We start from the raw sequence: 25,133 nt of genomic DNA, 5'->3' as shown, positions 1-25,133 counted from the left end.
CCGGAGTCGCCCGCCATGCCATCCTTTGCGCCCCTGCATTGCGCCTGCCTGCTGGCCGGCTGCCTGGCCGTGGCGGCCCATGCCGCGCCACGCAGCGTGCCCTCCATCGAGAGCGAGGACGCCGCCCTGGGCAGCGTGGAGGTCAGCGAGGCCGCCGGGCGCTTCCATCCGCTCCTGGGCGTGGACGTGCGCAACGGCGACTTCTCCCGTGGCAACTACGATGACGACGCAGCCAGCCTCGACCGCATCCCCTTGCACCTGCAGGCGGGCTTCGCCCTGGATCTGCACCAGGGTGCCGACGGTATAGCCGATGCCTGGCTGGTGTTCAGCAGCAGCAATGGCCTGCACAGCCCGTCCAGCGAGGAGCAGGTCAGCCCGCGGCGCTGGTACGAGAGCAACAATCTGCTGGGGTTGGTGGTGTCACCGGTCGACGGCCTGAGGGTCGGCTTCGTCTACACGGTGAAGAGCAGCCCCAACGACGTCGCCGCGACCACTCAGGAAGCCAGCCTGACCCTGGCCTATCAGGCCGATACGGGCCTGGGTGCCTGGCGCCCGGGACTGGCGGTGACCACCCGCGCCCAGGGCGATGGCGGTCTCTACACCCAGGGCAGCCTGGAACCCGGACTGGACCTCTCGGCCAGCGGTCTGCGCCTGAGCTTCCCCAGCGCCCTGGGGGTGGGCTGGAACGGCTTCTATGGGCCGGACTCCGGTGACCGCCTCTATGCCCGTACCGGCCTGGCCCTGGAGCAGCCCCTTCGCTGGGGCGAGACACGCTGGAGCGCTCGCGCCGAAGCCCTGGCGCTCTATCGCGACGGCGCCCTGCGCGACTTGAGCGGTCCGGAGGGCGAGACCGACGGCGTGGTCCCCCAGGTGACCCTCAGCCTGTCCATGGCCTATTAGAAGCTGTTCGCGATCTCGCGAGCTAGAGCCAACAGGGCCCAGGCGGCCCCACGAAAAGGCCTGAGGAAGCGGATCGGACCCGGGTTCGCGCGGGAACTTACTCAGGGTGAATGCGCATTGCGACGGGGCCGCCCAGGCGGGGCTGGCGACCCAGGCCATCGTTAACGCCGTTTGGCCGACGCGCAGCAGACGCTGAACAGGCTCTTAGCCCAGCGGCGCCACGCCCAGCCCTTCAACCAGGGTCTCCAGGGCGCGCAGGCCGGCGACCGAGTTGCCGTAGCTGTCCAGCCGGGGCGACCAGACGCAGATGCTCATCTGCCCGGGCACGATGGCGACGATGCCACCCCCTACCCCGCTCTTGCCCGGCAGGCCGACGCGCCAGGCGAAGTCGCCCGCCGCATCGTAGAGGCCGCAGGTCAGCAGCAGGGCATTGAGCTGGCGGGTCTGCTGGGGCGTCACCACGGCCTGGCCATCCTGGGGATTGACCCCGCCGTTGGCGAGAAAGGCGAAGGCGCGGGCCACGTCGACGCAGCTCATGGCCAGGGCGCAGCCGTGGAAATAGACGTCGAGGACGTCATCGACCTCGCTATGGAGATTGCCGTAGGCCTTCATCAGATAGGCCAGGGCGGCGTTGCGCGCCTTGTGGTCCATCTCCGAGCGGGCCACGCGGTCGTCGAAATTGATCGCCGGATTGCCGGCCAGGCGCCGCGCCTGTTCGCGCATCATCCAGTGGATCGACATGATGCGCGACACCAGCAGTTCGCAGACCTGCACGGCGCCGGCGTTGATGAAGGGATTGCGCGGCACGCCCTTCTCTTCTTCCAGCTGCGCCATGGAGTTGAAGGCATGGCCGGAGGGTTCGCGGCCGACGCGGGTCCAGATGTCCGGCTCGTCCAGGCGCTGCATGGCGATCACCAGGTTGAGCACCTTGGAGATGGACTGGATGGAAAAGGCCGTGTCGGCCGCCCCGGCGCGCCAGACCTGACCCTTGACGTCGCAGACGGCGATGCCGAACTGATCCGGTGCCACTTCGGCCAGGGCCGGGATGTAGTCGGCCACCTCGCCTTCGCCGAAATGGCGCGGCGCGGCGGCGGCGATACGGTCGAGCAGGGGTTGCAGCGGCTGGCGGTCGAAGGGCTCTGCCATGACGATTCCGAAACGGGCGGGGGCGCCAAGTGTAGGGGTCGCGGCGGCCTCAGGCGAGCCCCGGGCGCGGCCGCAGCGGCAGGCGGATCTCGAACCGGGCGCCACCCCCGGCGCCGGTGCTCAGGTCCAGGCGGCCACCCTGTTTTTCCACCGCGCGACGACTGATGGCCAGGCCCAGGCCGAAGCCACCGGTGGCGCGATCGCGGCTGCGATCCAGCCGGTAGAAGGGCTCGAAGACCCGTTCGCGCTCCGCCGCGGGAATGCCTTCGCCGTCGTCCTCGATCGCGATCAGCAGCGCTTCGCCATCGCCGCGGACCGTTATCCAGACCTCTCGCTGGCCATAACGCAGGGCATTGCCGAGCAGATTCTGCAGGGCGCGGGCGGTGAGGCGAGGCGCCAGCTCGACTCGCCTGGGCGCCCGCGTCACGTCCAGGTGCACCTCAAGCCCGCGGCGCTCCTGCTCCTCGGCGAAGTCGGCCAGCACGCTGTCGAGAAAGGCCTCGAGCTCCAGACTCAGGTGTTCGGGCGGCTGCTGGCTGCTCTGCAGTCGGGCGAAGGACAGCAATTCGTCGACCAGGGCATCCAGTTCGCGCACATGACGCACCAGTTGCTCCAGCTGCCGCTGGGTCTCGGCGGGCAGCGGATCGGCCTGCAGCAGCGCCAGGCCGAATTCCAGACGCGACAGCGGTGTGCGCAATTCGTGGGAGACGGCGTTGAGCAGGTCGCGCTGCTGGACGATCAGTGCCTCCAGCTCCTGAGCCATGTCGTCGAAGGCCCGCGCCACCTCGCCGATGTCCGAGCGCGGCGAGATGGCGGTGCGTTCGCCCAGATGACCCTTGCCCAGGCGCGCCGCGGTACGCCGCAGCCGTTCCAGGTCACGCCAGTGCGGTCTCAGCCAGACGTAGAGACAGACCAGCAGGGCCGCGCCGATCAGGGCGTTCATCGCCCAGTAGGTCAGGGCGATGTCGGTGGGCGCCTCGGGGATGCCGACCCAGAGCACCTGCTCCGCCGGCAGCGGCACCAGGGCCGCGCTGGGCTCGCCATAGTCGCCCAGGCGCACCCGCCGCTCGCCGGCTTCGAGCGCCGAGCGCTCTTCCGCGGTGAAGACCGGATCCTCGACCGCGACCAGGCGCAGGGTGATGGGTGCCAGATCCGTGGCCAGCTCCTGCTGCACCACCGGCCAGCGCTCCAGCGGCGTGGTGACGAAGGCCCGCTGCGCCAGGCTGAGCGGGCCGTGCAACTGCTCCAGGGCGTAGCGGCTGTAGCGTTCGTCGAACACCCTGATCAGCGCCTCGGGCACCAGGTAGCTGGCGGCGCCGTAGGTCACCAGCAGGATGAGGTAGAGGCGGACGAGGATCTTGAGCATCAAGTGTGGTGCCTCAGAAGTTCGCGCAAGAATTGGCGAGTGATTTTTGTTCGGTTCGGCGCTCCGAATGGGCTAGGCGCCGCGACGAGTCATAGCAGGGCTATGGCGAGGAGGGGCAACGACGCTCAGAAGCAAAAAGCGCCGCCAAAATTGTGCAGTTAACTTCTGAGACACCACACTAGTCCCACTCGGCGCGAGACAGCAGATACCCCTTGCCCCAGACGGTCTTGATCCGTCGTGCTTCGCCGGGATGCTCCTCGAAACGCCGGCGCAGCTTGGAGATGGCCACATCCACCGAACGGTCGACGCCGTTGAATTCGATGCCGCGCAGCTGCTGAATCAGCTGGTCGCGACTGAGCACCTCGCCGGCATGGCGCATGAGGATCGCCAGCAGATTGAATTCGGTGGACGACACCTCCACCAGCTGGTCGCGCCACCAGACCTGGCGTTCACCCGGCAGCAGCTGCAGCTGGCCGATCGTCAGGCGGTCATCGGCGGGTGCCTCGACCAGCTGGCAGCGGCGCAGCAGGGTGCGGATGCGGGCCAGCAGCACCCGCGGTTCGCAGGGCTTGCTGACGTAGTCGTCGGCGCCGATCTCCAGCCCCAGCACCTGATCGTGGCTGTCGTCCAGGGCGGTGAGCATCAGGATCGGCAGGCTCGGCTGGGTCGCGCGCAGCTGGCGACAGACCTGCAGACCGTCCAGCCCGGGCAGCATGACGTCGAGCACCACCAGCTGCGGGCGCAGTCGCTGCACCGCGGCCAGGGCTTCGTCGCCGCGACCGATCACCGTCACGGCATAGCCCTGGCGGCCCAGGTAGGTGGCGATGAGCTCGGCCAGGGCGGTGTCGTCTTCGACGATGAGCAAGGGGATCACGGCAGGTCTTCGTGGCGGGAAAGTGCCGAGCATAGCCGAGCCCCGGGCGGGCGGGCGCAAGGCTTAACACTCTTTCACAAGAGACCTACAGACGTTTACAGGGTGGCTTGAGCGAGACGCCTACCATGGCGCTCTCCTGGAGGAAGCCCCGATGTCCCTGTCCCACCCTGCCCTCGGCAGCCTCGTGCTGTTCTGCCTGCTGCTCGCCGCTTGCGACCGTCCGGCCCCGGACGCCGCCGCCCCGCCCGCGCCCAGGGTGCAGGTGGAGACACTGCACCCTGGGCCGCTGGCCATCGCCAGTGAACTCAGTGGCCGCCTGGTGGCGCCACGAACCGCCGAGGTACGGGCACGGGTCGCCGGCATCGTGCTGCAGCGGGTGTTTCGCGAGGGCAGCGAGGTCAAGGCCGGCGAGGTGCTGTTCCGTATCGATCCGGCGCCGCTGCAGGCCGAGGTGGACAGCGCCGCGGCCGCCCTGCGCAAGGCCGAGGCCAGTGCCTTCCAGGCGCGGCGTCTGGCCGAGCGCTATGCGGCGCTGGTGGAGAGCGAGGCCATCAGTCGCCAGGAACAAGACAACGCCCGCGGTGCCAGCCTGCAGGCGCAGGCCGAGGTGGCAGCGGCCCGGGCGGCGCTCAAGCGGGCGCGACTGAACCTGGGCTACGCCACGGTCAAGGCGCCCATTGCCGGGCGCATCGGCAAGGCCCTGGTCACCGAAGGTGCCCTGGTCGGCCAGGGCGATGCCACGCCCCTGGCGATCATCCAGCAGCTGGACCCCATCCATGCCGATGTCACCCAGTCGACCCGCCAGCTCAAGACCCTGCGCGATGCGCTGCGGGACGGTCGTCTGCAGCAGGTGGCGCCGGATCAGGCCCGGGTGACCCTGTTGCAGGAGGACGGCAGCCCCTACCCCGAGAGCGGCCGCCTGCTGTTCGCCGATCTGGCGGTGGACGCCAGCACCGGGCAGATCACCCTGCGCAGCCAGTTTCCCAATCCACGGCGCGACCTCCTGCCGGGCAGCTTCGTGCGGGTGCGCCTGGAGCAGGCGCGCCTCGACCAGGGCCTGAGCGTGGCGCAGCGGGCGGTGCAGCGCAGCGTCGATGGCGGGGCCCAGGTCTGGGTGGTGGACGCCGAAAACCGGATGGCCCTGCGCGAGGTGCGCCTGGGACCGGTGGTGGACGGTCGCTGGGTGGTGGAGTCCGGCCTGGCCGCCGGTGAGCGGGTGTTGCTCTCCGGCCTGCAACAGGCGCAGCCGGGCCTGGTGGTGGAGCCCGAAGAGGCCCGGGCCACCGCGGCGGAGGTGCGCTGATGGCCAGCTTCTTCATCGACCGCCCGGTGTTCGCCTGGGTGGTGGCGCTGTTCATCCTGCTCGCCGGCCTGCTGGCCCTGCCGCAGTTGCCGGTGGCCCAGTACCCCAATGTGGCGCCGCCGCAGATCGAGTTGACCCTGAGCTATCCGGGCGCCTCGCCGCAGACCCTGGACGAGAGCGTGGTCAGCCTGGTCGAGCAGGAGCTCAATGGCGTCAACCATCTGCTCTACTTTTCCTCCAGCAGCAGCCAGGGCAGCGCCACCCTGACCGTGACCTTCCAGCCCGGCACCGATCCGGAGCTGGCCAAGGTGGACATCCAGAATCGCCTCAAGGTGGTGGAGCCGCGCCTGCCGCGGGCGGTCACCCAGCAGGGCATCCAGATCGAGGAGACTTCAGCCGGCTACCTGCTGTTCGTCACCCTTACCGCGACCGACGAGCGCCTCGACACCACCGCGCTGAGCGACTACCTGGCGCGCAACGTGGTCAACGAATTGCGCCGGCTGGACGGGGTGGGCAAGGCCCAGCTGTTCGGCGCCGAGCACGCCCTGCGCGTCTGGCTCGATCCCAGTCGCCTGGTGGCGGTCGGCCTGACCCCGGCGGACGTGACCCGGGCCATCGCCGAGCAGAACGCCCAGGTGGCGGCCGGCAGCCTTGGCGAATTGCCCGCGCCCGCGGGCCAGGAGCTGACCGCGCCGGTATTGATCAAGGGCCAGTTGAGCGACCCGGCGGAGTTCGCCGGCATCCTGCTGCGCGCCGGGTCCGATGGCTCCAGCGTGACCCTGGGCGACGTGGCCCGGGTCGAGGTGGGCAGCCAGAGCTACAACTTCGGCACGCGGCTGGACGGCAAGCCTTCGGTGGCGGTCGGGGTGCAGCTGGCACCCACCGCCAACGCCCTGGCCACCGCCAAGGCGGTACGCGCCAAGCTGGCCGAGCTGTCCCGGTACTTTCCGCCGGGGATGAAATACGACATCCCCTACGACACGGCGCCCTTCGTCGAGATCTCCATCACCCAGGTCATCCATACCCTGCTGGAAGCCATGGCGCTGGTGTTCGCGGTGATGTACCTGTTCCTGCAGAAGCTGCGCTACACCCTGATCCCGACCCTGGTGGTGCCGGTGGCGCTGCTGGGCACCTGCGCCGTGCTCCTGGCGCTAGGCTATTCGATCAATGTGCTGACCCTGTTCGGCATGGTGCTGGCCATCGGCATCCTGGTGGACGACGCCATCGTGGTGGTGGAGAACGTCGAGCGGCTCATGGCCACGGAGGGACTGGATCCGAGCGCCGCCACCCGCAAGGCCATGGGCGAGATCTCCGGCGCCATCGTCGGCATCACCCTGGTGCTGACCGCGGTCTTCGTGCCCATGGCCTTCATGAACGGTTCGGTGGGCGTCATCTATCGCCAGTTCTCGGCGTCCATGGCGGTGGCCATCCTCCTTTCCGCCTTTCTCGCCCTGAGTCTGACCCCGGCGCTGTGCGCCACCCTGCTCAAGCCGATTCCCCAGGACGCCCATGCCCGCGGCGGCTTCTTTGGCGCCTTCAACCGGGGCTTCGAGTGCCTGACCGCCGGCTTCGAAGGCTGGGTGGCCCGCGCCATCCGCCGGCTGCTGCCCAATCTCCTGCTGTTCGCCGTCCTGCTGGTGGCCCTGGTGGCGCTCTATGGCCGGCTGCCCGGCGCCTTTCTGCCTACCGAGGACCAGGGCTATCTGATCACCGACATCCAGCTGCCGCCCGGCGCCACCCAGGAACGCACCCTCAAGGTGCTCGAGCGCCTGGAACGCCATTACGCCGCCGAACCCGGGGTGGCCAACGACCTCGTGCTGCTCGGCTTCAGCTTTTCCGGCAGCGGCCAGAACGCCGCCCTGGCCTTCACCACCCTCAAGGACTGGTCCGCCCGTGGCCCGACCGACTCCGCCGCGGCCATCGCCGAGCGCGCCAATGCCGCCCTGGCGGGCGAAAGCGAGGCCCAGGGTTTCGCCGTGCTGCCGCCACCGGTGGAAGGCCTGGGCACTTCCAGCGGTTTCGAGGTGCGCCTGCAGGACAGGTCCAATCGCGGCCAGGCGGCGCTCAAGGCGGCGCGGGATGAATTGCAGGCCCGGCTGGCGGGCAATCCGATCATCGCCTACGTGCGGGAGACCGCCCTGGCCGACAGCGCCCAGGTGCAGCTGGTGGTGGATCGCCGCCAGGCCGCCGCCCTGGGGGTAGGCTTCGCCGCCCTCGGCGAGACCCTGGGCACCGCCCTGGGCTCAAGCTATGTCAACGACTTCCCCAATCGCGGCCGGATGCAGCAGGTGATCGTGCAGGCCGAGCTGGGCAGCCGCAGCCAGGTGGACGACCTGCTGCGCCTGGAGGTACGCAACGAGCGCGGGCGCATGGTGCCGCTGTCCGCCTTCGTCAGCGCCGACTGGACCCAGGGCCCGGCGCAGCTGTCGCGCTACAACGGCTATCCCGCCATCAGCCTGTCCGGCGAGCCGCTGCCCGGTCACACCACCGGCGAGGCCATGGCCGAACTGGAGCGCCTGACCGCCGAGTTGCCGCAGGGCTTCGCCCTGGAGTGGACGGCGCTGTCGCTGCAGGAACGCCTCTCCGCCGGCCAGGCGCCGCTGCTGCTGGGGCTGTCGCTGCTGGTGGTGTTCCTCTGTCTGGCGGCGCTCTATGAAAGCTGGTCGATTCCCACCGCGGTCTTGCTGGTGGTGCCCCTGGGCGTGCTCGGCGCGGTGCTGGCGGTGACCCTGAGAGGCATGCCCAACGACGTCTTCTTCAAGGTCGGCCTGATCACGGTGATCGGTCTCACGGCGAAGAACGCCATCCTGCTCATCGAATTCGCCAAGCGCCTGCACGACGGCGGCCTGGACCTGTACCAGGCCACCTGTCGCGCCGCCCGGCTACGCCTGCGACCCATCGTCATGACCTCGCTGGCCTTCATTCTCGGTGTGGTGCCCCTGGCCCTGGCCACCGGTGCCAGCTCGGCGAGCCAGCAGGCGGTGGGCACCGGGGTGATCGGCGGCATGCTCAGCGCCACCCTGGCGCTGGTCTTCGTGCCGGTGTTCTTCGTGCTAGTGCTGCGGTTGGTCCGGCGCTGGCGCGCGCCGGAACTCTAGCCTCAGGAGTTGAGAGAGCGCTTGTCGCCCAGCAGCGCGGCATCCTCGACCGGCGCGGGCTCCGGCTTGCGGGCGCCGATCTTGTCCGAGGTCCGCAGACTCTGCGGCAGTGCCCAGAACATCAGGCCGGCGGCCAGCAGACTGGTGCAGCCGATGAGATAGAGCGCCGGGGTGGTGCTGCCGGTCATGTCCTTGATGTAGCCCACCATCACCGGACTGACGATGCCACCGACCTGCCCCAGGGTGTTGATCAGGGCGATACCCCCCGCGGCCCCTGCGCCCGCGCCGGCCAGCAGTTTCGGCGGCAGCGACCAGAAGGTCGGGATGGCGGCGATGATGCCGGCGCCCATCAGGGCCAGGGAGAGGATCAGGAAGGTGGTGTGGTCGGCGAAGAGTCCCGCGCTGAAGAAACCCAGGGCGCCGGCGATCACCAGACCGCAGACGAACTTGCGTCGCTCGCCGCTGGCGTCCGACAGCCGGCCCACCACCACCATGCTGATGGCGCCGAAGACGTAGGGCACGGCGGTCAGCAGGCCGATGAGGGTGGGACTCTCGGTACCGGCACTGCGGATCAGCTGTGGCGCCCAGAAGTTGAGGCCATAGGAGGCGACCTGGATCAGGAAGTAGATCACCGCGAGCAGCAGGAAGCCCGGCAGCCGGATCGCCGCCAGCAGCGAGCCATGGCTGTTGTTTTCATGACGGGCGATGCGGCTGGCCAGGAAGGTCTTCTCTTCGGCGTTGAGCCAGGGTGCGTCGGCGATGCGGTCGTGCAACAGGCGCAGCACCAGCACGCCCAGCAGTACGCAGGGAATGCCACCGACCAGGAACAGCCAGTGCCAGCCGCGAATGCCGAGCAGGCCGTCCATCTGGCCGAGGATCACCCCCGAGACCGGGGCGCCGATCAGCCCGGCGAAGGCCGAGGCGAGAAACAGCGTCGAGGTGATGCGCCCGCGATAGCTCTGCGGAAACCACAGCGTCAGGTAGTAGAGGATGCCCGGCGCGAAGCCGGCCTCCATGGCGCCGATGAGGAAGCGCAGCACATAGAACTGCCATTCGGCGGTAACGAACATCATCAGCGCCGTGGCGATGCCCCAGGAGATCATGATGCGCGCGATCCAGCGGCGGGCGCCGACCTTGTACAGCATCATGTTGCTGGGTACCTCGAACAGCACGTAGCCCACCACGAAGAGTCCCGCGCCCAGGCCATAGGCGGTGTTGCTCAGCGACAGGTCGGCCTGCAGCTGGAACTTGGCGAAGCTGATGTTGATGCGATCGAAGAAGGCGAACAGGTAGCAGATCATGATCAGCGGCATGAGCCGCCAGGCGACCTTGCGGACGATGGCCTGTTCGGCGGCCGCCACGGCGGCAGCGGAGGTTGCGGATAAGGGCATAGCGGTCTCCCGGGAGCGGCCAGACTGGCGCTCCTTTGTTGTTGTAGTCAGGGCGAACGAATGAAAGCGGGTGCGACTCAGCCAGTGGCCGCGGGCGGTGGATGCAGATCGCAATTGCGCCCGGCCTTGGCCACTTGGCCGGGGGTGTCGTGCCCCAGCAGCGCCGGCAGGGTGCGCGACAACTCGATCAGCCGTTGCAGATCGATGCCGGTGTCCACGCCGATCTCGGCGCAGAGATTCACCAGGTCCTCGGTGCAGATGTTGCCGGAGGCGCCCGGGGCGAAGGGGCAGCCACCGAGGCCACCGAGGGCGGCGTCGAAGCGCCGGGCGCCGGCTTCGTAGGCGGCCAGGACATTGCTCAGGCCCAGCCCGCGGGTGTTGTGGAAATGCAGGGTCAGGGCGGACGCCGGGATCAGTTCCAGCACCTGGCGGACGATCCGCGCGACCTGCCGCGGATTGGCCATGCCGGTGGTGTCGGCGAGGGTGATGCCGGTCATGCCCAGCGCCAGATAGCGCTGCACCAGTTCGAATACCCAGCCTTCGTCGATGCGCCCTTCGAAGGGGCAACCGAAGGTGGTCGCCACGGTGCCATTGAGCGAGACCGCCTGCCCCTGGGCCAGCTGCACCACCTCGGCGAAGCTGGCGAGGGACTGCTCGCAACTCATGCGCATGTTGGCGCGATTGTGGGTCTGGCTGGCGGAGAGCACCAGGTTCAGCTCGTCGGCGCCTGCCGCCAGGGCGCGCTGGGCGCCCTTGAGATTGGGCACCAGGGCGACATAGGTCACCCCGGGCCGGCGAGCGATGCCCTGGAACACCGCCTCGCCGTCGCGCAGCATGGGCACCGCCTTGGGCGAGACGAAGGAACCGGCTTCGATCCGCGAGAAACCCAGCGCGGAGAGCCCGTCGATCAGGGCGATCTTGTCGGCGGTTTCCACCCAGCTCGGCTCGATCTGCAAGCCGTCACGGGGCGCGACTTCCTGGACGATCAGGCGTTCGGTACTCATTGCACCACCCCGCCCTTCCTGAGTCGCTGGATGTCCGCTTCGCTCAGCCCCAGCTCGGCCAGCAGGCCATCGGTGTGCTCACCGAGGGTCGGACCCTGCCAGTTGACCTGGCCCGGGGTGGCCGACAGCTTGGGCACGATGCCCGGCATCTTCAGGGTGGCGCCGTCGGGCAGGGTGGTGTCCAGCAGCATCTCCCGCGCCTGGTAGTGGGGATCGGCGACGATGTCGGCGGCCGAATAGATGCGGCCGGCCGGGACCTCAGCGCCTTCGAGGATCTCCAGCACCTCGTCGATGCCGCGACTGCCGGTCCAGGCGGCGATGGCCTCGTCGATCAGCTCGCAGTGGCGGGCGCGCCCGTCGTTCTGCGCCAGATCCGGACGCTCGGCCAGATCGGGGCGGCCGATCGCCTGCATCAGCCGGACATAGATGGGATCGCTGTTGCCGGCGATCACCACGAAACCGCCGTCGCCGGTGGGATAGGTGTTGGACGGGGCGATACCCGGCAACGCCCCGCCGGTGCGCTCGCGCACATGGCCGAGCATGGAGTACTCGGGCACCAGGCTTTCCATGACGTTGAAGACGCTCTCGACCAGGGAGACATCGACCACCTGGCCGTCGCCCTGGCCGGTCTTGACCCGCAGCACCGACATCAGGGCGCCGATCACCGCGTGCATGGAAGCCAGGGAATCGCCCAGGCTGACCCCGACCCGCGCCGGCGGCACGCCCGGAGTACCGGTGGTGTAGCGGATGCCGCCCATGGCCTCGCCGATGGCACCGAAGCCGGGGCGATCACGATAGGGGCCGGTCTGGCCGTAGCCGGAGATGCGCACCAGGGTGAGCTTGGGATTGAGAGCGTGCAGCACGTCCCAGCCGAGGCCGAGCTTTTCCAGCGCGCCCGGGCGCAGATTCTCGATGAGCACGTCGGCGCCCTCGACCAGCTGCTTGACCAGGGCCACGCCTTCGGCGGAACGCAGATTCAGGGCCAGGGACTTCTTGTTGCGCGACTGCAGGTACCACCAGAGCGAGGTGCCCTCGTGCAACTTGCGCCACTTGCGCAGGGGATCGCCCTTGTCCAGGGCTTCGATCTTGATCACTTCGGCGCCGAATTCGGCCAGCAGGCGGGCGGCGAAGGGGGCGGCGATGAGCGTGCCGATCTCGATGACACGGAGTCCGGTGAGAGCCGTCATGGCGGGCGAGCCTCTTTGTTATTGGAATGAGGCCGATGCTAGGACAATAGAGCAGCCGGTGGTTAACGTCTTTCGGCAAGGGGTCTTCGCGAATCGCGAAGACCCGGATTCAGACCTCCAGCAGGTGGTCGTAGAGCAGCCGGCTGACCGGCGACAGCGTCTCGACGTCGCGCACCACCAGCGCCAGGCTGCGCTGGGACCAGTCGTCATCCAGCGCCGCGGCGATCAGTCCGAGCGGTCGCCCGATGAGTTCGAAGGCCTGCAGCGGCAGCACGCCCAGCCCGAAACCCGCCTGTACCATGCGGCACACGGCATCGAAGCCGGGTACATGGATGCGCAGGCGCAAGGCCTTGCCGTGACTGCGGGCGGCCGCCTTGGTGCGCAGGTTGATGAAACTGTCGGCATGCAGGCCGACGTGGTCATCGTCCAGGGTCTCGGCGAAGGCCAGCCGCGCGCGAGCGGCCAGGCGATGATCGGGACGCATCACCACCACCAGGGTGTCCTGCCGGTAGGGCACGGCCAGCAGGCCGCGGGTGTCGGTATCCGAGGAACAGATACCCAGGTCGGCGGCGCCTTCCAGCACCCCCTTCACCACCCCGGCGCTGGGCCGTTCGTCCAGGCTGACCTTGACCTGGGGATGGCCGACGGTGAAGGCCTGCAGGTCCTCGGGGAGGAATTCGATGATGGCGGAGATGTTGGCCATCATCCGCACGTAGCCGCGCACGCCCTGCAGGTGTTCGCCGACGTCGATGCTGATGCGCTCGACGTCGGCGAGGATGCGCTTGGCGTAATGCAGCAGCGTCTCGCCGACCGGGGTGAGGGTGGTGCCCTTGGCGTTGCGCTCGAAGAGTTCGATGTCGAGCGACCGCTCCAGATCATGCAGTCGCTTGCTGGCGGCGGACAGGGCGATCATCTCGCGCTCGGCGGCGCGGGTCAGGGTGCCCTCCTCGTGCACCGCCAGCAGCAGCTGCAGCGAGACCAGGTCGAGGCGGCGGAGCAGGTTGCGGTAGTGCATCGTCTTGGGGTCCTGGCGGCCAGAGGTCCTTGTACAGGACCCCGCTCGCCCGGGCTAGCCGCCCGCTTCCGGTCAGAGACCCAGGGCGCTCAAGCCGGGATGGTCATCCGGCCGCCGCCCCTGGGGCCAGTGAAACAGCCGCTCGGCCTCGGTGATCGGCAGGTCGTTGATGCTGGCGTGACGCTCGGCCATCAGGCCCTGGTCGTCGAACTGCCAGTTCTCGTTGCCGTAGGCGCGGTACCACTGGCCGTCTTCGTCCCGCCATTCGTAGGCGAAGCGCACGGCGATGCGCGCGCCGTCATGCGCCCAGAGTTCCTTGATCAGCCGGTACTCGTGCTCGCGCTGCCACTTGCGGGTGAGAAAGGCCTCGATGGCGGCGCGACCCTGGAGGAAATCGCTGCGATTGCGCCAGCGGCTGTCGGCGGTATAGGCCAGGGCCACCTTGGCCGGATCGCGGCTGTTCCAGCCATCTTCGGCAGCGCGGACCTTTTGCTGGGCGGATTCGAGGGTGAACGGCGGGACGGGGGGACGGGCAGCGCTCATGGGACACTCCTGGGCAGATGAGGCCCCAGTGTCGGGCCGCGGCGGGGGGTGTCACAAGGTCGAACGGCCCACGGATCCGGCCAAGTCGCTCAGAGCCTGTTCAAAGTCTGCTGCGCGTCGGCCAAACAGCGTTAAAGAGGCCCTGGAAGGCCAGCCCCGTCGGAATGCTCATTTACCATGCGTAAACCCCAGCGCGGGTCCGATCCGCTTCCTCAGCCCTTTGCTCCTTGCTTGGCTCTCGCTCGCGAGACTCTGAACAGGCTCTCAGACCTCGACCAGGCGATAGTGCAATCCCCGCACCACCGCCTCGACCCTGTTGCGTGCGCCCAGTTTGCGGGCGGCGGAGTTGAGGTGCAGGTTGACCGTGGCGGTGGAGCGGTTGAGGGTCGCGGCGATGCGCTTGGCGGTCAGGCCCTTGGCCGAGTACTGCAGGCATTCGCGCTCGCGCGGCGTCAGGCGGACCTGGCCACAGCGACGCTCGGCCGGGGCAAGCAGCTCGTCGGCACGGGCCTGGAAGGCATGGGCCAGCACCAGGAAGGCGCCCAGGCAGGCTTCGCCAGCGGCCTCGGCGTCCGGAGCATCGGCATCGAGGATGCCGGTCAGGGTGGCGAAGGCACCGCCCGGCAGGTGCAGCGGCACCGTCACCCCGGTGGCCAGGCCGCTGTCGCGCACATAGCAGGTGACCGGGCGATGACTGTCACCCAGGTACTCGCGCAGCGCGCTGCGGGTTTCGCTGCGAAACGACCAGACGAAGGGCGCCGCACGCCGACTGGCGCACTGTTGCACCGGATCGATCTGGTAGTAGCCGCGCTCGCACCAGAAGGCATGCATGTCCGCCGGGGCGTTGCGCACCTTGAACACCGAGGGGGTGATGAGTACCCCGTCGTGACTGAGGGGCACCGGGGCATAGTCGTAGATCAGTGCCTTGCAGCCCAGGTGATCGGCACTGGCCTGGACGGCATCCAGACAGGCGTCGAGCGTGGGCAGCCCGACGAGGCGGCTGCTGACGGTGAGCAGATCGGCATGCATCTTGGATGCTCCTCCCCTGATGGCGATGGGGAAAGCGAAGCAAAGGCTCTGCCAGTCGTCCCCAGCCGGCCGCAAACCTAGCACTTTTGTGGATGGGGCCAGGGCCCACCCTGGCCTAGAGTCGAGCCTACCCCGCCCCTTCGAGGAAGCCCCCATGACTCAGCACGCTCCGTCCGGCGACGCCACCGACCTCGCCCGCTTCGGCTACACCCAGGAACTCCGGCGCCAACTCGGGCTGAAGGATCTGCTGATCTATGGTCTGGTGTTCATGGTGCCCATCGCGCCCTTTTCCATCTTTGGCGGGGTGTTCGACGCCAGCCACGGCATGGTGCCCCTCACCTACCTGATCGGTTTCGTCGCCATGCTGTTCACCGCGGTCAGCTACCAGCAGATGTCGCGCGCCTTTCCGGTGGCCGGCTCGGTCTACGCCTACGTCGGTCGCGGCCTGCACCCGGCCCTGGGCTTTCTCGCCGGCTGGGCCATCCTGCTCGACTACCTGCTGGTGCCCACCCTGCTCTATGTGATCGGCGCCAACGCCATGGCCAACGTCATCCCGGCCATTCCCCAGCCGCTGTGGATCCTCTTCTTCGTCGGCCTCAACACCCTGGTCAACCTGCGTGGCATCGAGACCACCGCCCGCGCCAACCGGCTGTTCCTCTACGGCCAACTGGCGGTGCTGCTGGTGTTCGTGGTGCTGGCCTCGCTGGCCATCAGCCGCGGCGTGAATGGCGCGGAGTGGACCATGAAGCCGCTGTACAACCCCCAGGAATTCTCCCTGCCACTGATCTTCAGCGCGCTGTCGGTGGCGGTGCTGTCCTTTCTCGGCTTCGACGCCATCTCCACCCTCTCCGAAGAAACCCGCGGCGGCAGCCGGGTGGTGGGTCGCGCCACCCTGCTGGCCCTGACCCTGGTAGCCGCGCTGTTCATGGTGCAAACCTGGCTGGCCGCCCTGCTGCAACCCAACCTGATCCAGTACCCCGACGCCGATGCCTCGAACAACGCCTTCTACGAGATCGGTCGGCTGATCGCCGGCCCCTGGCTGCAGGTGGTGATCGCCCTGGCGGTGGCCATCGGCGCCGCCATCGCCAACGCCCTGGTGGCCCAGGCCGCCACCTCGCGCCTGCTGTTCGCCATGGCCCGTGATCGCCAGATGCCGCAGTTCCTGCGGCAGATCCATCCCACGACCCGGGTGCCGCAGCGCGCCATCCTGCTGGTGGCGGGCCTGAGCCTGGTGCTGGGGCTGTTCTTTGTCGGCCAGATCAACCTGCTCGCCTCCATGTGCAACTTCGGTGCGCTGACCGCCTTCCTGCTCCTGCATGTGGCAGTGGCCTGGCACCACCGCGGCGCCGGTCGCCCGCTGCTGCATGCGCTGGTCCCGCTGGTCGGTTTCATCATCCTCGCCTATGTGCTGTTCAACGCCGACGTCTACGCCAAGGTCGGCGGCAGCTGCTGGATGGTGCTGGGCCTGGCCGTGCTGGCCTTCCTCAGGCTCAGCGGCCGGACCACGGAATTCAAGGCCAACGACGCCGTCCATTAGGCACAGACCCGCCGCGGAGGCTCCCGATGATCAAGACTCTGCACAGCCAGCACTGCCATTGCGGCTGGGATCACAGCCTCCCCCCGGCGCTGGAGGTCGCGCCGGGCGAGACGGTCAGCTTTGCCTGCCGCGACGCGGCGGACGGCCACTTCCACGCCCAGTCCAGCGCCACCGACATCGCCACCCTGCCCTTCGAGCGGGTCAATCCGGTCTGCGGTCCGCTGTGGATCGAGGGCGCCGAGCCGGGCGACGTGCTCAAGGTGACGCTGGACAGCTTCACTCCCAGCGGCTTTGGCTGGACCGCCAACATTCCCGGCTTCGGCCTGCTCGCCGACCAGTTTCCGGACCCGGTGCTGCAGCTCTGGCATTACGACCGCAGCGGTCAGACGCCGGCCGCCTTCGGCGAGCTGGCGCGGGTCCCGCTCAAGCCCTTCGCCGGCACCCTGGGGGTGGCGCCCGCGGCGCCAGGTCTGCACTCGGTGGTGCCACCACGACGGGTGGGTGGCAATCTGGATATCCGCGACCTGGCCGCCGGCACCAGTCTCTACCTGCCGGTGGAGGTCGCCGGCGCGCTGTTTTCCATCGGCGACACCCATGCCGCCCAGGGCGATGGCGAGGTCTGCGGCACCGCCATCGAGACCGCCATGGCGGTCACCGCCACCTTCGAGCTGATCAAGCAGCAACCGCTGGCCATGCCACGCTTCAGCACCCCGGGGCCGGTTACCCGACACCTCGACGGCGCCGGCTACGAGGTCTTCACCGGGGTCGGACCCGACCTGCTGGCCGCGGCGCGCATGGCGGTCAGCGGCGCCATCGACTGGCTCGGGCAGACCCGCAACCTGCCGGCGGAACAGGCCTATCTGCTCTGCTCGGTCTGCGGCGATCTGCGCATCAGCGAGATCGTCGACGTGCCCAACTGGGTGGTCAGCTTCTATTTTCCGCGGGTCGTGTTCGAATAGCCGGGGCCGAACGGTCTGGCGTACGCCGCGGCAACGTCCCCCACAGCGAGGCGACGACGATCAGCAGGCCGCCCAGCCAGCCCCAGAGACCCAGGTGCTCGTCCAGCCAGAAGCTGGCGAACAGCGCCCCGAACAGCGGCTCGGCGCCCATCAGCAGGGCGACGCGGGTGGCACTGGTGCGGCCCAGGGCGTAGTTCTGGGCGAGAAAGGCGCCCAAGGTGCAGAACAGCACCAGGTAGCCGGTGGCGAGCCAGAAGCCCGCTTGCATGGGCAGCGGTGCCAGGCCCGGGCCCAGGGCGAACAGCAGCAGACAGGCCAAGCCCACCACCCCGGTCTGCACCGCGGTCAGCGCCAGGGGCGGCACCGGGGCACCTGCCTGCTGCAGACGCCGCCGCACCACGCAGACATTGACCGCGCGCAATACGGCCGCCAGCAGGATCAGGCCATCACCCAGGTTGAAGCTCAGGGTCACGCCGCGGGTCAGCAGCCCGGCGCCCGCTACCGCCAGCCCCGCGGCGCCCAGGGCGCGGGCCTCGGGGCGCTGACCGAGCAGCCACCATTCGGCGAAGGGCGTCAGGGCCACGCAAAGGCTGATGAGAAAGGCGGCGTTGCTGGCGCTGGTCAGGGCCACGCCATAGGTCTCGGCGAGAAAGATCGCCAATAGCAGCAGACCGGTCGGCACCCCGGGTCGCCAGGCCCGCCGGCCCTCGCCTCGCAAGGTAGGCAGCAGCAGCGCCGCGGTGAGGCAGAAGCGCAGCGCCAGGTAACCGAGCACCGGATAGAGCATCACGGCGTCCTTGACCACGGCGTAGCTGGTCCCCCAGACCAGGGCGGTGGCGAGCAGCAGGCCTTCGGCGAGGCCGAAGGTGGAGCGTTGCGACATGACGGCTTCTCCCTGAATCAGGCCGCCAGTGTGCCCGCCCCTGACACGCACGATAAGCCCGCCAGCGCGCATAGCTCTTGTTCCCCCAGGGAAGCAATGGCAACTTTTCCAGCCCTATTGCTACCTGCGGACATTGGCATGGACCCCCTGCGCGCCCTTCCCCTGCTGCCCTGCATGGTCGCCTTCGCCAAGGTGGTGGAAACCGGCAGCTTCACCGCGGCCGCCCGCCTGCTGGACGCCACGCCTTCGGCGGTCAGTCGTCAGGTCGCGCGGCTGGAACGGGAGCTGGGGGTGCGTCTGCTGCAGCGCACCACCCGCCAATTGCGCCTGAGCGAAGCCGGCCGCGAGGTACTAGGCCACTGCCGCCAGCTGCTGGCTGCCGCCGGTGCGGCGCTGGACAGTGGCCTGCAGCACAGCGAGGAACCGCGCGGGCAGGTGCGCCTGGCGGTGCCCAAGGCGGTCGGCTACCGGCTGATCGCCCCCCTGCTGCCGGAATTCTTCCAGCGCTATCCGCAGGTGGATCTGCAACTGCGCCTGGACGATCGCCCGCTGGACCCCATCGCCGACGACCAGGATCTGCTGGTGCGCATCACCGAGCAGCCACCCGCCGGCTTCGTCGCCCGGCCACTGCGCGAGATGGACTTCGTGCTCTGCGCCAGCCCGACCTATCTGAAAGGGCGCGGCACGCCGCAGCAGCCCCAGGCACTGGCCGAGCACGATTGCCTCTACCTCGGCGAAACGCCGGGCGATCAGCGCTGGCAACTGCGCCGCGGCGACCGGGTGGAAAGCGTGACGGTGCGCGGTCGCCTGGCCTGCAATCACAGCGGCGTGCGCCTGGAAGCGACCCTCGCTGACCTGGGCATCGCCTGCCTGCCGGCCTTCGCCGCCGAAGCCGGTCTGGCCGCCGGCAGCCTACGGCGGGTGCTGCCCGACTGGCAATACCTCGGCCCCTACCAGGGCACCGCCTGGCTGCTCTATCCGCCGGATCGCCAGTTGCCGGCGGCGGTCAGGGTGCTGGTGGATTTCCTGCTGGAGAGGCTCAGGTCAGCCCCGGGTTCAGGCTAGAACCGCCACCGACTTCAGCTGCGCCCAGACCCGACTCCCCGGCTGCAACGCCAGCCGCTCCAGCGAATAGCGGGTGATCCGCGCCAGCAGCGCCGCGCCGCCCAGGTCCAGGCGCACCAGCACCTGGGCCGGCGAACGGGTCGGGGCGATCTCGGCGACGGTGGCCGGCAGCACATTGAGGATGCTGCTGTGCTGGCGTTCCAGACTGAGGCTGACATCCCGTGCCAGCACCTTGATGCGCAGCCCCTGTCCGGGCGGCAGCGGGGCATGGGCCAGCAGCACGCGCTGCTCGCCGGCCAGGCCCAGGCTGAGCAGGCCGTAGTCAGGGTCATGGCCGAGCACCCGCCCTGCCAGCACCACGCCGGCGTCATCGGCCAGGGCGATGGGCAGGTCGAGACGCGCCAATACCTCGGTGGTCGGCCCGCTGGCCAGCACCCGACCCCGCTCCAGCAGCACCAGGTGATCGGCCAGCCGCGCCACCTCGTCGGGGGCATGGCTGACATAGAGGATCGGCAGCGCCAGCTCCCGGGTCAGGCGTTCCAGGTAGGGCAGGATCTCCGCCTTGCGCTCGGCGTCCAGCGCCGCCAGGGGTTCGTCCATCAGCAGCAGCCGGGGACTGGTCAGCAGCGCCCGGGCGATGCCGACCCGCTGGCGCTCGCCACCGGAGAGGCGCGCCGGCATCCGGGTGAGCAGTCCCTCGATGCCCAGCAGCTCGACGACCTGCTCCAGCTCCAGCCGGCGCTCGTGCGGCGCGACCCGCTGCCAGCCGAACAGCAGGTTGCGGCGCACGTCCAGATGCTCGAACAGATTGGCGTCCTGGAAGACATAGCCCAGGGCGCGCCGGTGCGGCGGCAGGAACAGGCCGCGGTCGCTGTCCTGCCAGATCTCTCCCGCCACCACCAGGCGCCCGCGGGCGGCGGGTTCGAGGCCGGCCACGCACCTCAGGCAACTGGTCTTGCCCGAACCCGAGGGCCCGAACAGGGCGGTGACGCCGCTGCCCGGCAGGGCGAGGTCCACCGCCAGCACGAAGTCGGCATGCCGCAGTTCGAAGCGCGCGGCGAGACTCATGTCCAGGCCGACCGCCCGCGGCGGCCATAGAGCAGCAGGAGGATCACGAAGGAGAAGGCCAGCATGCCCCCGGCCAGCAGGTGCGCCTGGGGATATTCCATGGCTTCCACGTGATTGAAGATCTGGGTGGAGACCACCTGGGTCCGCCCGGGAATGTTGCCGCCGATCATCAGCACCACGCCGAATTCGCCCACGGTATGGGCGAAGCCGAGGATGGCGGCGGTGACGAAGCCCGGCCGCGCCAGCGGCAGCACCACGTGGAAGAAGGTATCCAGGGGCCCGGCGCGTAGTGTGGCCGCGGCCTCCAGGGGGCGCGGGCCGATGGCCTCGAAGGCGTTCTGCAGCGGCTGCACCACGAAGGGCAGCGAATAGCACAGCGAGCCCACCACCAGCCCGGCGAAGGTGAAGGGCAACCGCCCTAGCCCCAGGGCCGAGGTCGTCTGTCCCACCCAGCCCTCCGGTCCCATGGCCAGCAGCAGGTAGAAGCCGATCACCGTGGGCGGTAGCACCAGCGGCAGGGCCACCAGGGCGCCGACCGGACCCTTGAGCCGGGAGCGGGTGCGCGCCAGCCACCACGCGAGGGGCGTACCCAGCACCAGCAGCAGCAGCGTGGTCACGCTGGCCAGTTCCAGGGTCAGGCGAATCGCCGCCCAGTCCGCCGCGCTCAGGCTCATGGGATCACTGCCGGTAGCCGTAGGCCTTGAGCACCGTGGCCGCCTGGGGTCCCTTGAGATAGGCCAGCAGTGCCTTGGCCGCCGGCTGATCCTGGCCCTTGTCCAGCAGCACGGCGTCCTGGCGGATCGGCTCATAGAGTCCGGCCGGTACGATCCAGGCCGAGCCTTCCTTGACCTTGCCGTCCTGGTAGATCTGCGACAGGGCGACGAAACCCAGCTCGGCATTGCCGGTGGCGACGAACTGGTAGGTCTGGGTGATGTTCTGGCCTTCCACCCGCTTGGTCGCGACCGCTTCGGTCAGGCCCAGCTTGGCCAGCACCTGGGTGGCGGCCAGGCCATAGGGCGCGGTCTTGGGATTGGCCACGGCCAGGTGGGTGAAGGCGTTCTGCTTGAGCACCGCGCCTTCACTGTCCACATAGCCGGTCCTAGGCGACCAGAGCGCCAGGGTGCCGATGGCATAGGTGAAGCGCGACCCCTTGACCGCCGCGCCTTCGCTTTCCAGCTTGGCCGGGGTGCTGTCGTCGGCGGAGAGGAAGACCGCGAAGGGCGCGCCATTCCTGATCTGGGTGTAGAGCTGGCCGGTGGCGCCGCTGGAAATCACCAGCTGATGGCCGGTGTCCCGGGCGAACTGCTCGCCAATGGCCTTGAGCGGCGCGCTGAAGTTGGCGGCCACGGCCACCTGGACCTCGTCGGCCAGAGCCGGGGTTGCCAGCGTCGCGGTGAGCAGGGAAAGCAACAGGCGGGAACGGCTGGAGATCATCGGTTCTGGCTCCTTGGGATGGTCAGGATGCGCTCATCAGCAGGACGCTGGCGGCGCTGAAACAGGCGTAGGCGGCCAGGCCGGGGACGAGTCCCAGCTGGCGACTGCTAGTGGCGGTCAGGGTGGCGGTGACGCGGCGACCGGCCGGCAGCGCCAGCACCACCTCGTGGTTGATCGGCCCCTCATGGACGCGCTCGACCTCTCCCCACCACAGATTCTGCGCCGACAGGCGCAGCCCCGGATCGGTGCCGATCAGCACCGCCGAGGCCTTGACCAGGGCCACCACGGCGCGGCCTGGCGCCAGGCCGAGCTGCGCGGCGCTGTCGCGGGTGACCAGGGCGGTGAGCCGCGTGGCATCGTCCAGGCGCAGCACCACGGCGCTTTCCACATCGCCCTGTTCGAGCGTCTCGACCACGCCGGAAAACTGGTTGCGGGCGCTGCTGCGCCAGTTGAGGTTGAGCAGCAACTGCCGAAAATCGGCCACTTCGGTGCGAGTGGCCTCGTCCAGTCCGGCCGCCACCTGGTCCAGGGTGGTCTGGTAGTGCTGCTCCAGCGCCCGGTAGAAGGCCACCACCCGCTGGCCATAGGCGGTCAGCCGGGTGCCGCCGCCGCCACTGCCCCCCGCGCTGCGGGCGACCAGGGGCTGGGCGGAAAGATTGTTGATCTGGTCCACCGCGTCCCAGGCCGCCTTGTAGGACAGCGGCACCCGCTTGGCCGCCTGGCTGATTGAGCCGGTGGCGGCGATGGCCTCCAGCAGGCGGATACGGGTCTGGGTCAGCTCGGCGCCGACGCTGCTTTCCAGGGACAGATGGGCAATGAAGGGCGAGGCGCTCATGGCGGACACCCCCGGCGCTCGGGTTGTATGACTACAACGCTCCGACCTAGAGTGGCGCCCCTTGCCTCTTCCATCCCAACGTCCAGGAACGAAATCCAATGAAGGTCAGTGCCCGCAATGTCTTCCCGGGAACCGTCAGCCAGGTGCGCGAAGGCGCGGTCAATGCGGAGGTGACCCTCACGCTGCCAGGCGGTACCGCGCTGGTGGCGGTGGTTACCCTGGACAGCGTCACCAGCCTGGGCCTGGCACCCGGCAAACCGGCCGTGGCCCTGGTCAAGGCGCCCTGGGTGATGGTGATGACCGCCGATAGCGGCCTGCGCCTGTCGGCGCGCAACTGCCTGACCGGAACCGTGGAGAGCGTCAGCGATGGCGCGGTCAACGCCGAGGTGGTCATCGCCCTGCCCGGTGGCAGCCGCGTGGTGGCCATGGTCACCCGCGACGCCGTGCAGGAACTGCAGCTGGCTCCGGGCGTGGCCGCCACGGCGGTGTTCAAGGCGTCTCATGTGATCCTGGGTGTCCCGGCCTGATCCTGGGGGCGGCGGATCCGATCCGCCAGGGCGTTATAGCCTCAAGTATATAGCGTCAGACAAAAGAAAACGCCGGCAGGTTTCCCGGCCGGCGCTTCGCTTGCCGCTTACGCGAGTTTCTTGTACTTGACCCGCTTGGGCTGGGCCGCGGCCTCGCCCAGGCGCTTCTTGCGATCGGCTTCGTACTCGGTGTAGTTGCCTTCGAAGAACACCACGTTGGAATCATCCTCGTAGGAGAGGATGTGGGTGGCGATGCGGTCGAGGAACCAGCGATCGTGGGAGATCACGATGGCCGCGCCGGGGAAGTCCAACAGGGCGTCTTCCAGGGCGCGCAGGGTTTCCACGTCCAAGTCGTTGGAGGGTTCGTCCAGCAGCAGCACGTTGCCGCCCTGCTTCAAGGTCAGCGCCAGGTGCAGACGACCGCGCTCACCACCGGAGAGGTCCTTGACGAACTTCTGCTGGTCGGCGCCCTTGAAGTTGAAGCGACCCACGTAGCTGCGCGAGGGCACCTCGTAGTTGCCGATCTTGATCACGTCGGAGCCGTCGGACACCTGCTCCCAGACGGTCTTGGTGTCGGACAGGCTCTCGCGGCTCTGGTCGACGCTGGCCAGTTGCACGGTGTCGCCGATCTCGATGCTGCCCGCGTCCGGCTGCTCCTTGCCCATGATCATGCGGAACAGGGTCGACTTGCCGGCGCCGTTGCCGCCGATGACGCCGACGATGGCGCCCTTGGGCACCACGAAGCTCAGGTCGTCGATCAGCAGGCGATCGCCATAGCCCTTGCTGACGTTCTTGAACTCGATGACCTTGTCGCCCAGGCGCTGACCGGCGGGGATGTAGATCTCGTTGGTCTCGCTGCGCTTCTGGAATTCCTGGGACTGCATTTCCTCGAAGCGCTGCAGGCGGGCCTTGGACTTGGACTGGCGAGCCTTGGCACCGGAGCGCACCCATTCCAGCTCGGCCTTCATGGCCTTGGCGTGGGCGGCTTCCTGCTTGGCTTCCTGGGTCAGGCGCGCGGCCTTGGATTCCAGCCAGCCGGAGTAGTTGCCCTCGAAGGGGATGCCCTGGCCACGGTCCAGTTCCAGGATCCAGCCGGCGACGTTGTCGAGGAAGTAGCGGTCGTGGGTGATGGCCACCACGGTGCCGGGGAAGTTGTGCAGGAAGTGCTCCAGCCAGGCCACCGAGTCGGCGTCCAGGTGGTTGGTGGGCTCGTCCAGCAGCAGCATGTCGGGGGCCGACAGCAGCAGGCGGCACAGCGCCACGCGGCGCTTCTCGCCACCGGAGAGCACGCCGACCTTGGCGTCCCAGGCCGGCAGGCGCAGGGCGTCAGCGGCGACTTCCAGCTGGCGCTCCAAGTTGTGGCCGTCGGCGGCCTGGAGGATGGCTTCCAGCTTGGCCTGCTCGGCGGCCAGGGCGTCGAAGTCGGCATCCGGCTCGGCATAGGCGGCATAGACCTCGTCCAGCCGGGCCTGGGCCTGCTTGATCTGACCGACTGCTTCCTCGACCACGTCACGAACCGTCTGCTCGGGATCAAGTTTCGGTTCCTGCGGCAGATAACCCACATTGATACCGGGCATCGGCCGCGCTTCACCTTCGATCTCGGTATCGACGCCGGCCATGATGCGCAGCAGCGTCGATTTACCCGCACCGTTCAGACCGAGCACGCCGATCTTGGCACCGGGAAAGAACGACAGGGAAATGTTCTTGAGGATTTCACGCTTGGGCGGCACGACCTTGCCGACCCGATGCATGGTGTAGACGTATTGAGCCATGGTGGGACCTTGGGACCGGAATGAAAAACAGGGGACACAGTATGGCGTCAGCAGCGAAGGCTGTCGAAACCCCGCGCGACGAAAGCGCCGGCGCTGATCACGCGGAAAAAACCGGCGGAGACACCGTCCGGTCCCTTATCATAGGCCATCCCTGCCCCGCGGAATCGGGCGCAGCCGAACGGCCATCGCCTCTGCAG

At 68.7% G+C, this 25,133-nt stretch carries 22 protein-coding genes; 7 read left to right on the top strand and 15 right to left on the bottom strand.

From position 1 onward, the window contains the following. The first annotated feature begins 15 nt into the window (after window positions 1–15). Window positions 16–900, top strand: coding sequence for a hypothetical protein (locus QE393_RS01195; protein WP_310041691.1), 885 nt, complete (start codon window positions 16–18; stop codon window positions 898–900). A gap of 204 nt (window positions 901–1,104) precedes the next feature. Here QE393_RS01195 and glsB read toward each other — a convergent pair whose 3' ends face one another. The 3 genes from glsB to QE393_RS01180 form a co-directional block, all read right to left on the bottom strand. Then, a complete protein-coding gene (gene glsB, locus QE393_RS01190) occupies window positions 1,105–2,019 on the bottom strand; it encodes a glutaminase B (RefSeq protein ID WP_405046271.1) in 915 nt (304 codons plus the stop codon). 76 nt (window positions 2,020–2,095) lie between these two features. Continuing rightward, window positions 2,096–3,412 (bottom strand): ATP-binding protein, encoded by a 1,317-nt coding sequence (locus QE393_RS01185; protein ID WP_273810037.1) that lies wholly within the window; start codon window positions 3,410–3,412, stop codon window positions 2,096–2,098. Window positions 3,413–3,590: 178 nt separating this feature from the next. Then, entirely contained in the window at window positions 3,591–4,319 is a 729-nt protein-coding gene (locus tag QE393_RS01180; RefSeq protein WP_405046220.1) for a response regulator, read from the bottom strand. A 118-nt stretch (window positions 4,320–4,437) separates the two neighbouring features. Between QE393_RS01180 and QE393_RS01175 the strand changes: the two genes are divergently transcribed. Together QE393_RS01175 and QE393_RS01170 are read left to right on the top strand one after the other, a co-directional pair. Continuing rightward, on the top strand, window positions 4,438–5,589 hold the full coding sequence (locus QE393_RS01175) for an efflux RND transporter periplasmic adaptor subunit (protein WP_310041688.1): 1,152 nt from the start codon (window positions 4,438–4,440) through the stop codon (window positions 5,587–5,589). Next, complete coding sequence (locus tag QE393_RS01170; protein WP_273810040.1) at window positions 5,589–8,687, top strand: multidrug efflux RND transporter permease subunit; 3,099 nt, start codon at window positions 5,589–5,591, stop codon at window positions 8,685–8,687. Before QE393_RS01175 ends, QE393_RS01170 begins: the two co-directional genes overlap by 1 nt. Window positions 8,688–8,689: 2 nt before the next feature. Here the strand turns inward: QE393_RS01170 and QE393_RS01165 are convergent, their stop codons facing one another. The 6 genes from QE393_RS01165 to QE393_RS01140 form a co-directional block, all read right to left on the bottom strand. Continuing rightward, the gene (locus tag QE393_RS01165) at window positions 8,690–10,078 is read right to left on the bottom strand and encodes an MFS transporter (RefSeq protein WP_310041687.1); all 1,389 of its coding nucleotides are present in this window, start codon (window positions 10,076–10,078) and stop codon (window positions 8,690–8,692) included. A 77-nt stretch (window positions 10,079–10,155) separates the two neighbouring features. After that, entirely contained in the window at window positions 10,156–11,082 is a 927-nt protein-coding gene (locus QE393_RS01160) for a hydroxymethylglutaryl-CoA lyase (RefSeq protein WP_273810043.1), read from the bottom strand. Continuing rightward, window positions 11,079–12,269 carry a CaiB/BaiF CoA-transferase family protein gene (locus tag QE393_RS01155; RefSeq protein ID WP_310041686.1) on the bottom strand — a complete coding sequence of 397 codons (1,191 nt, stop codon included), beginning with the start codon at window positions 12,267–12,269 and terminating at the stop codon, window positions 11,079–11,081. The genes QE393_RS01160 and QE393_RS01155 overlap by 4 nt, the downstream gene beginning before the upstream one ends. A 109-nt stretch (window positions 12,270–12,378) precedes the next feature. Continuing rightward, window positions 12,379–13,284, bottom strand: a complete 906-nt coding sequence (locus tag QE393_RS01150; RefSeq protein ID WP_310041684.1) for a LysR family transcriptional regulator — start codon at window positions 13,282–13,284, stop codon at window positions 12,379–12,381. Window positions 13,285–13,356: 72 nt separating this feature from the next. Beyond that, window positions 13,357–13,827 carry a nuclear transport factor 2 family protein gene (locus tag QE393_RS01145; protein WP_273810047.1) on the bottom strand — a complete coding sequence of 157 codons (471 nt, stop codon included), beginning with the start codon at window positions 13,825–13,827 and terminating at the stop codon, window positions 13,357–13,359. Window positions 13,828–14,091: 264 nt separating this feature from the next. After that, the gene (locus QE393_RS01140) at window positions 14,092–14,856 is read right to left on the bottom strand and encodes a LuxR family transcriptional regulator (protein WP_273810048.1); all 765 of its coding nucleotides are present in this window, start codon (window positions 14,854–14,856) and stop codon (window positions 14,092–14,094) included. Between the two features lie 154 nt (window positions 14,857–15,010). Here QE393_RS01140 and QE393_RS01135 point away from each other — a divergent pair, with 154 nt between their 5' ends. Both QE393_RS01135 and QE393_RS01130 read left to right on the top strand, forming a co-directional pair. Beyond that, window positions 15,011–16,393 (top strand): APC family permease, encoded by a 1,383-nt coding sequence (locus QE393_RS01135; RefSeq protein WP_273810049.1) that lies wholly within the window; start codon window positions 15,011–15,013, stop codon window positions 16,391–16,393. Between the two features lie 26 nt (window positions 16,394–16,419). Further along, a complete protein-coding gene (locus QE393_RS01130) occupies window positions 16,420–17,352 on the top strand; it encodes an acetamidase/formamidase family protein (protein ID WP_310041679.1) in 933 nt (310 codons plus the stop codon). Here QE393_RS01130 and QE393_RS01125 read toward each other — a convergent pair. Further along, window positions 17,318–18,235, bottom strand: coding sequence for a DMT family transporter (locus tag QE393_RS01125; RefSeq protein ID WP_310041677.1), 918 nt, complete (start codon window positions 18,233–18,235; stop codon window positions 17,318–17,320). The two genes, QE393_RS01130 and QE393_RS01125, sit on opposite strands and share 35 nt — an antisense overlap. A 138-nt stretch (window positions 18,236–18,373) precedes the next feature. Here QE393_RS01125 and QE393_RS01120 point away from each other — a divergent pair, with 138 nt between their 5' ends. Next, window positions 18,374–19,300 (top strand): LysR family transcriptional regulator, encoded by a 927-nt coding sequence (locus QE393_RS01120; RefSeq protein ID WP_310041675.1) that lies wholly within the window; start codon window positions 18,374–18,376, stop codon window positions 19,298–19,300. On the opposite strand, the gene modC is transcribed toward QE393_RS01120, so the two are convergent. From modC to QE393_RS01100, 4 genes are read right to left on the bottom strand one after another with little or no spacing between them, the layout of a single operon-like run. Further along, window positions 19,292–20,368 (bottom strand): molybdenum ABC transporter ATP-binding protein, encoded by a 1,077-nt coding sequence (modC, locus tag QE393_RS01115; protein ID WP_310041672.1) that lies wholly within the window; start codon window positions 20,366–20,368, stop codon window positions 19,292–19,294. The two genes, QE393_RS01120 and modC, sit on opposite strands and share 9 nt — an antisense overlap. Beyond that, window positions 20,365–21,042, bottom strand: coding sequence for a molybdate ABC transporter permease subunit (gene modB, locus QE393_RS01110; protein WP_273810054.1), 678 nt, complete (start codon window positions 21,040–21,042; stop codon window positions 20,365–20,367). The genes modC and modB overlap by 4 nt, the downstream gene beginning before the upstream one ends. 4 nt (window positions 21,043–21,046) lie before the next feature. After that, a complete protein-coding gene (gene modA / locus QE393_RS01105) occupies window positions 21,047–21,802 on the bottom strand; it encodes a molybdate ABC transporter substrate-binding protein (RefSeq protein ID WP_310041670.1) in 756 nt (251 codons plus the stop codon). Between the two features lie 22 nt (window positions 21,803–21,824). Continuing rightward, a complete protein-coding gene (locus QE393_RS01100; RefSeq protein ID WP_310041669.1) occupies window positions 21,825–22,637 on the bottom strand; it encodes a TOBE domain-containing protein in 813 nt (270 codons plus the stop codon). Between the two features lie 98 nt (window positions 22,638–22,735). Between QE393_RS01100 and QE393_RS01095 the strand changes: the two genes are divergently transcribed. Then, on the top strand, window positions 22,736–23,164 hold the full coding sequence (locus QE393_RS01095) for a TOBE domain-containing protein (RefSeq protein ID WP_310041668.1): 429 nt from the start codon (window positions 22,736–22,738) through the stop codon (window positions 23,162–23,164). A gap of 107 nt (window positions 23,165–23,271) precedes the next feature. Here QE393_RS01095 and ettA read toward each other — a convergent pair whose 3' ends face one another. Further along, entirely contained in the window at window positions 23,272–24,936 is a 1,665-nt protein-coding gene (gene ettA, locus QE393_RS01090; protein WP_310041666.1) for an energy-dependent translational throttle protein EttA, read from the bottom strand. Window positions 24,937–25,133: the final 197 nt, after the last annotated feature.

Origin of the sequence: Pseudomonas sp. SORGH_AS_0211 (assembly GCF_031453455.1) — a bacterium.
GTDB classification, from domain to species: domain Bacteria; phylum Pseudomonadota; class Gammaproteobacteria; order Pseudomonadales; family Pseudomonadaceae; genus Chryseomonas; species Chryseomonas aestiva.
This window is presented reverse-complemented; position numbering and strand designations above follow the sequence as displayed.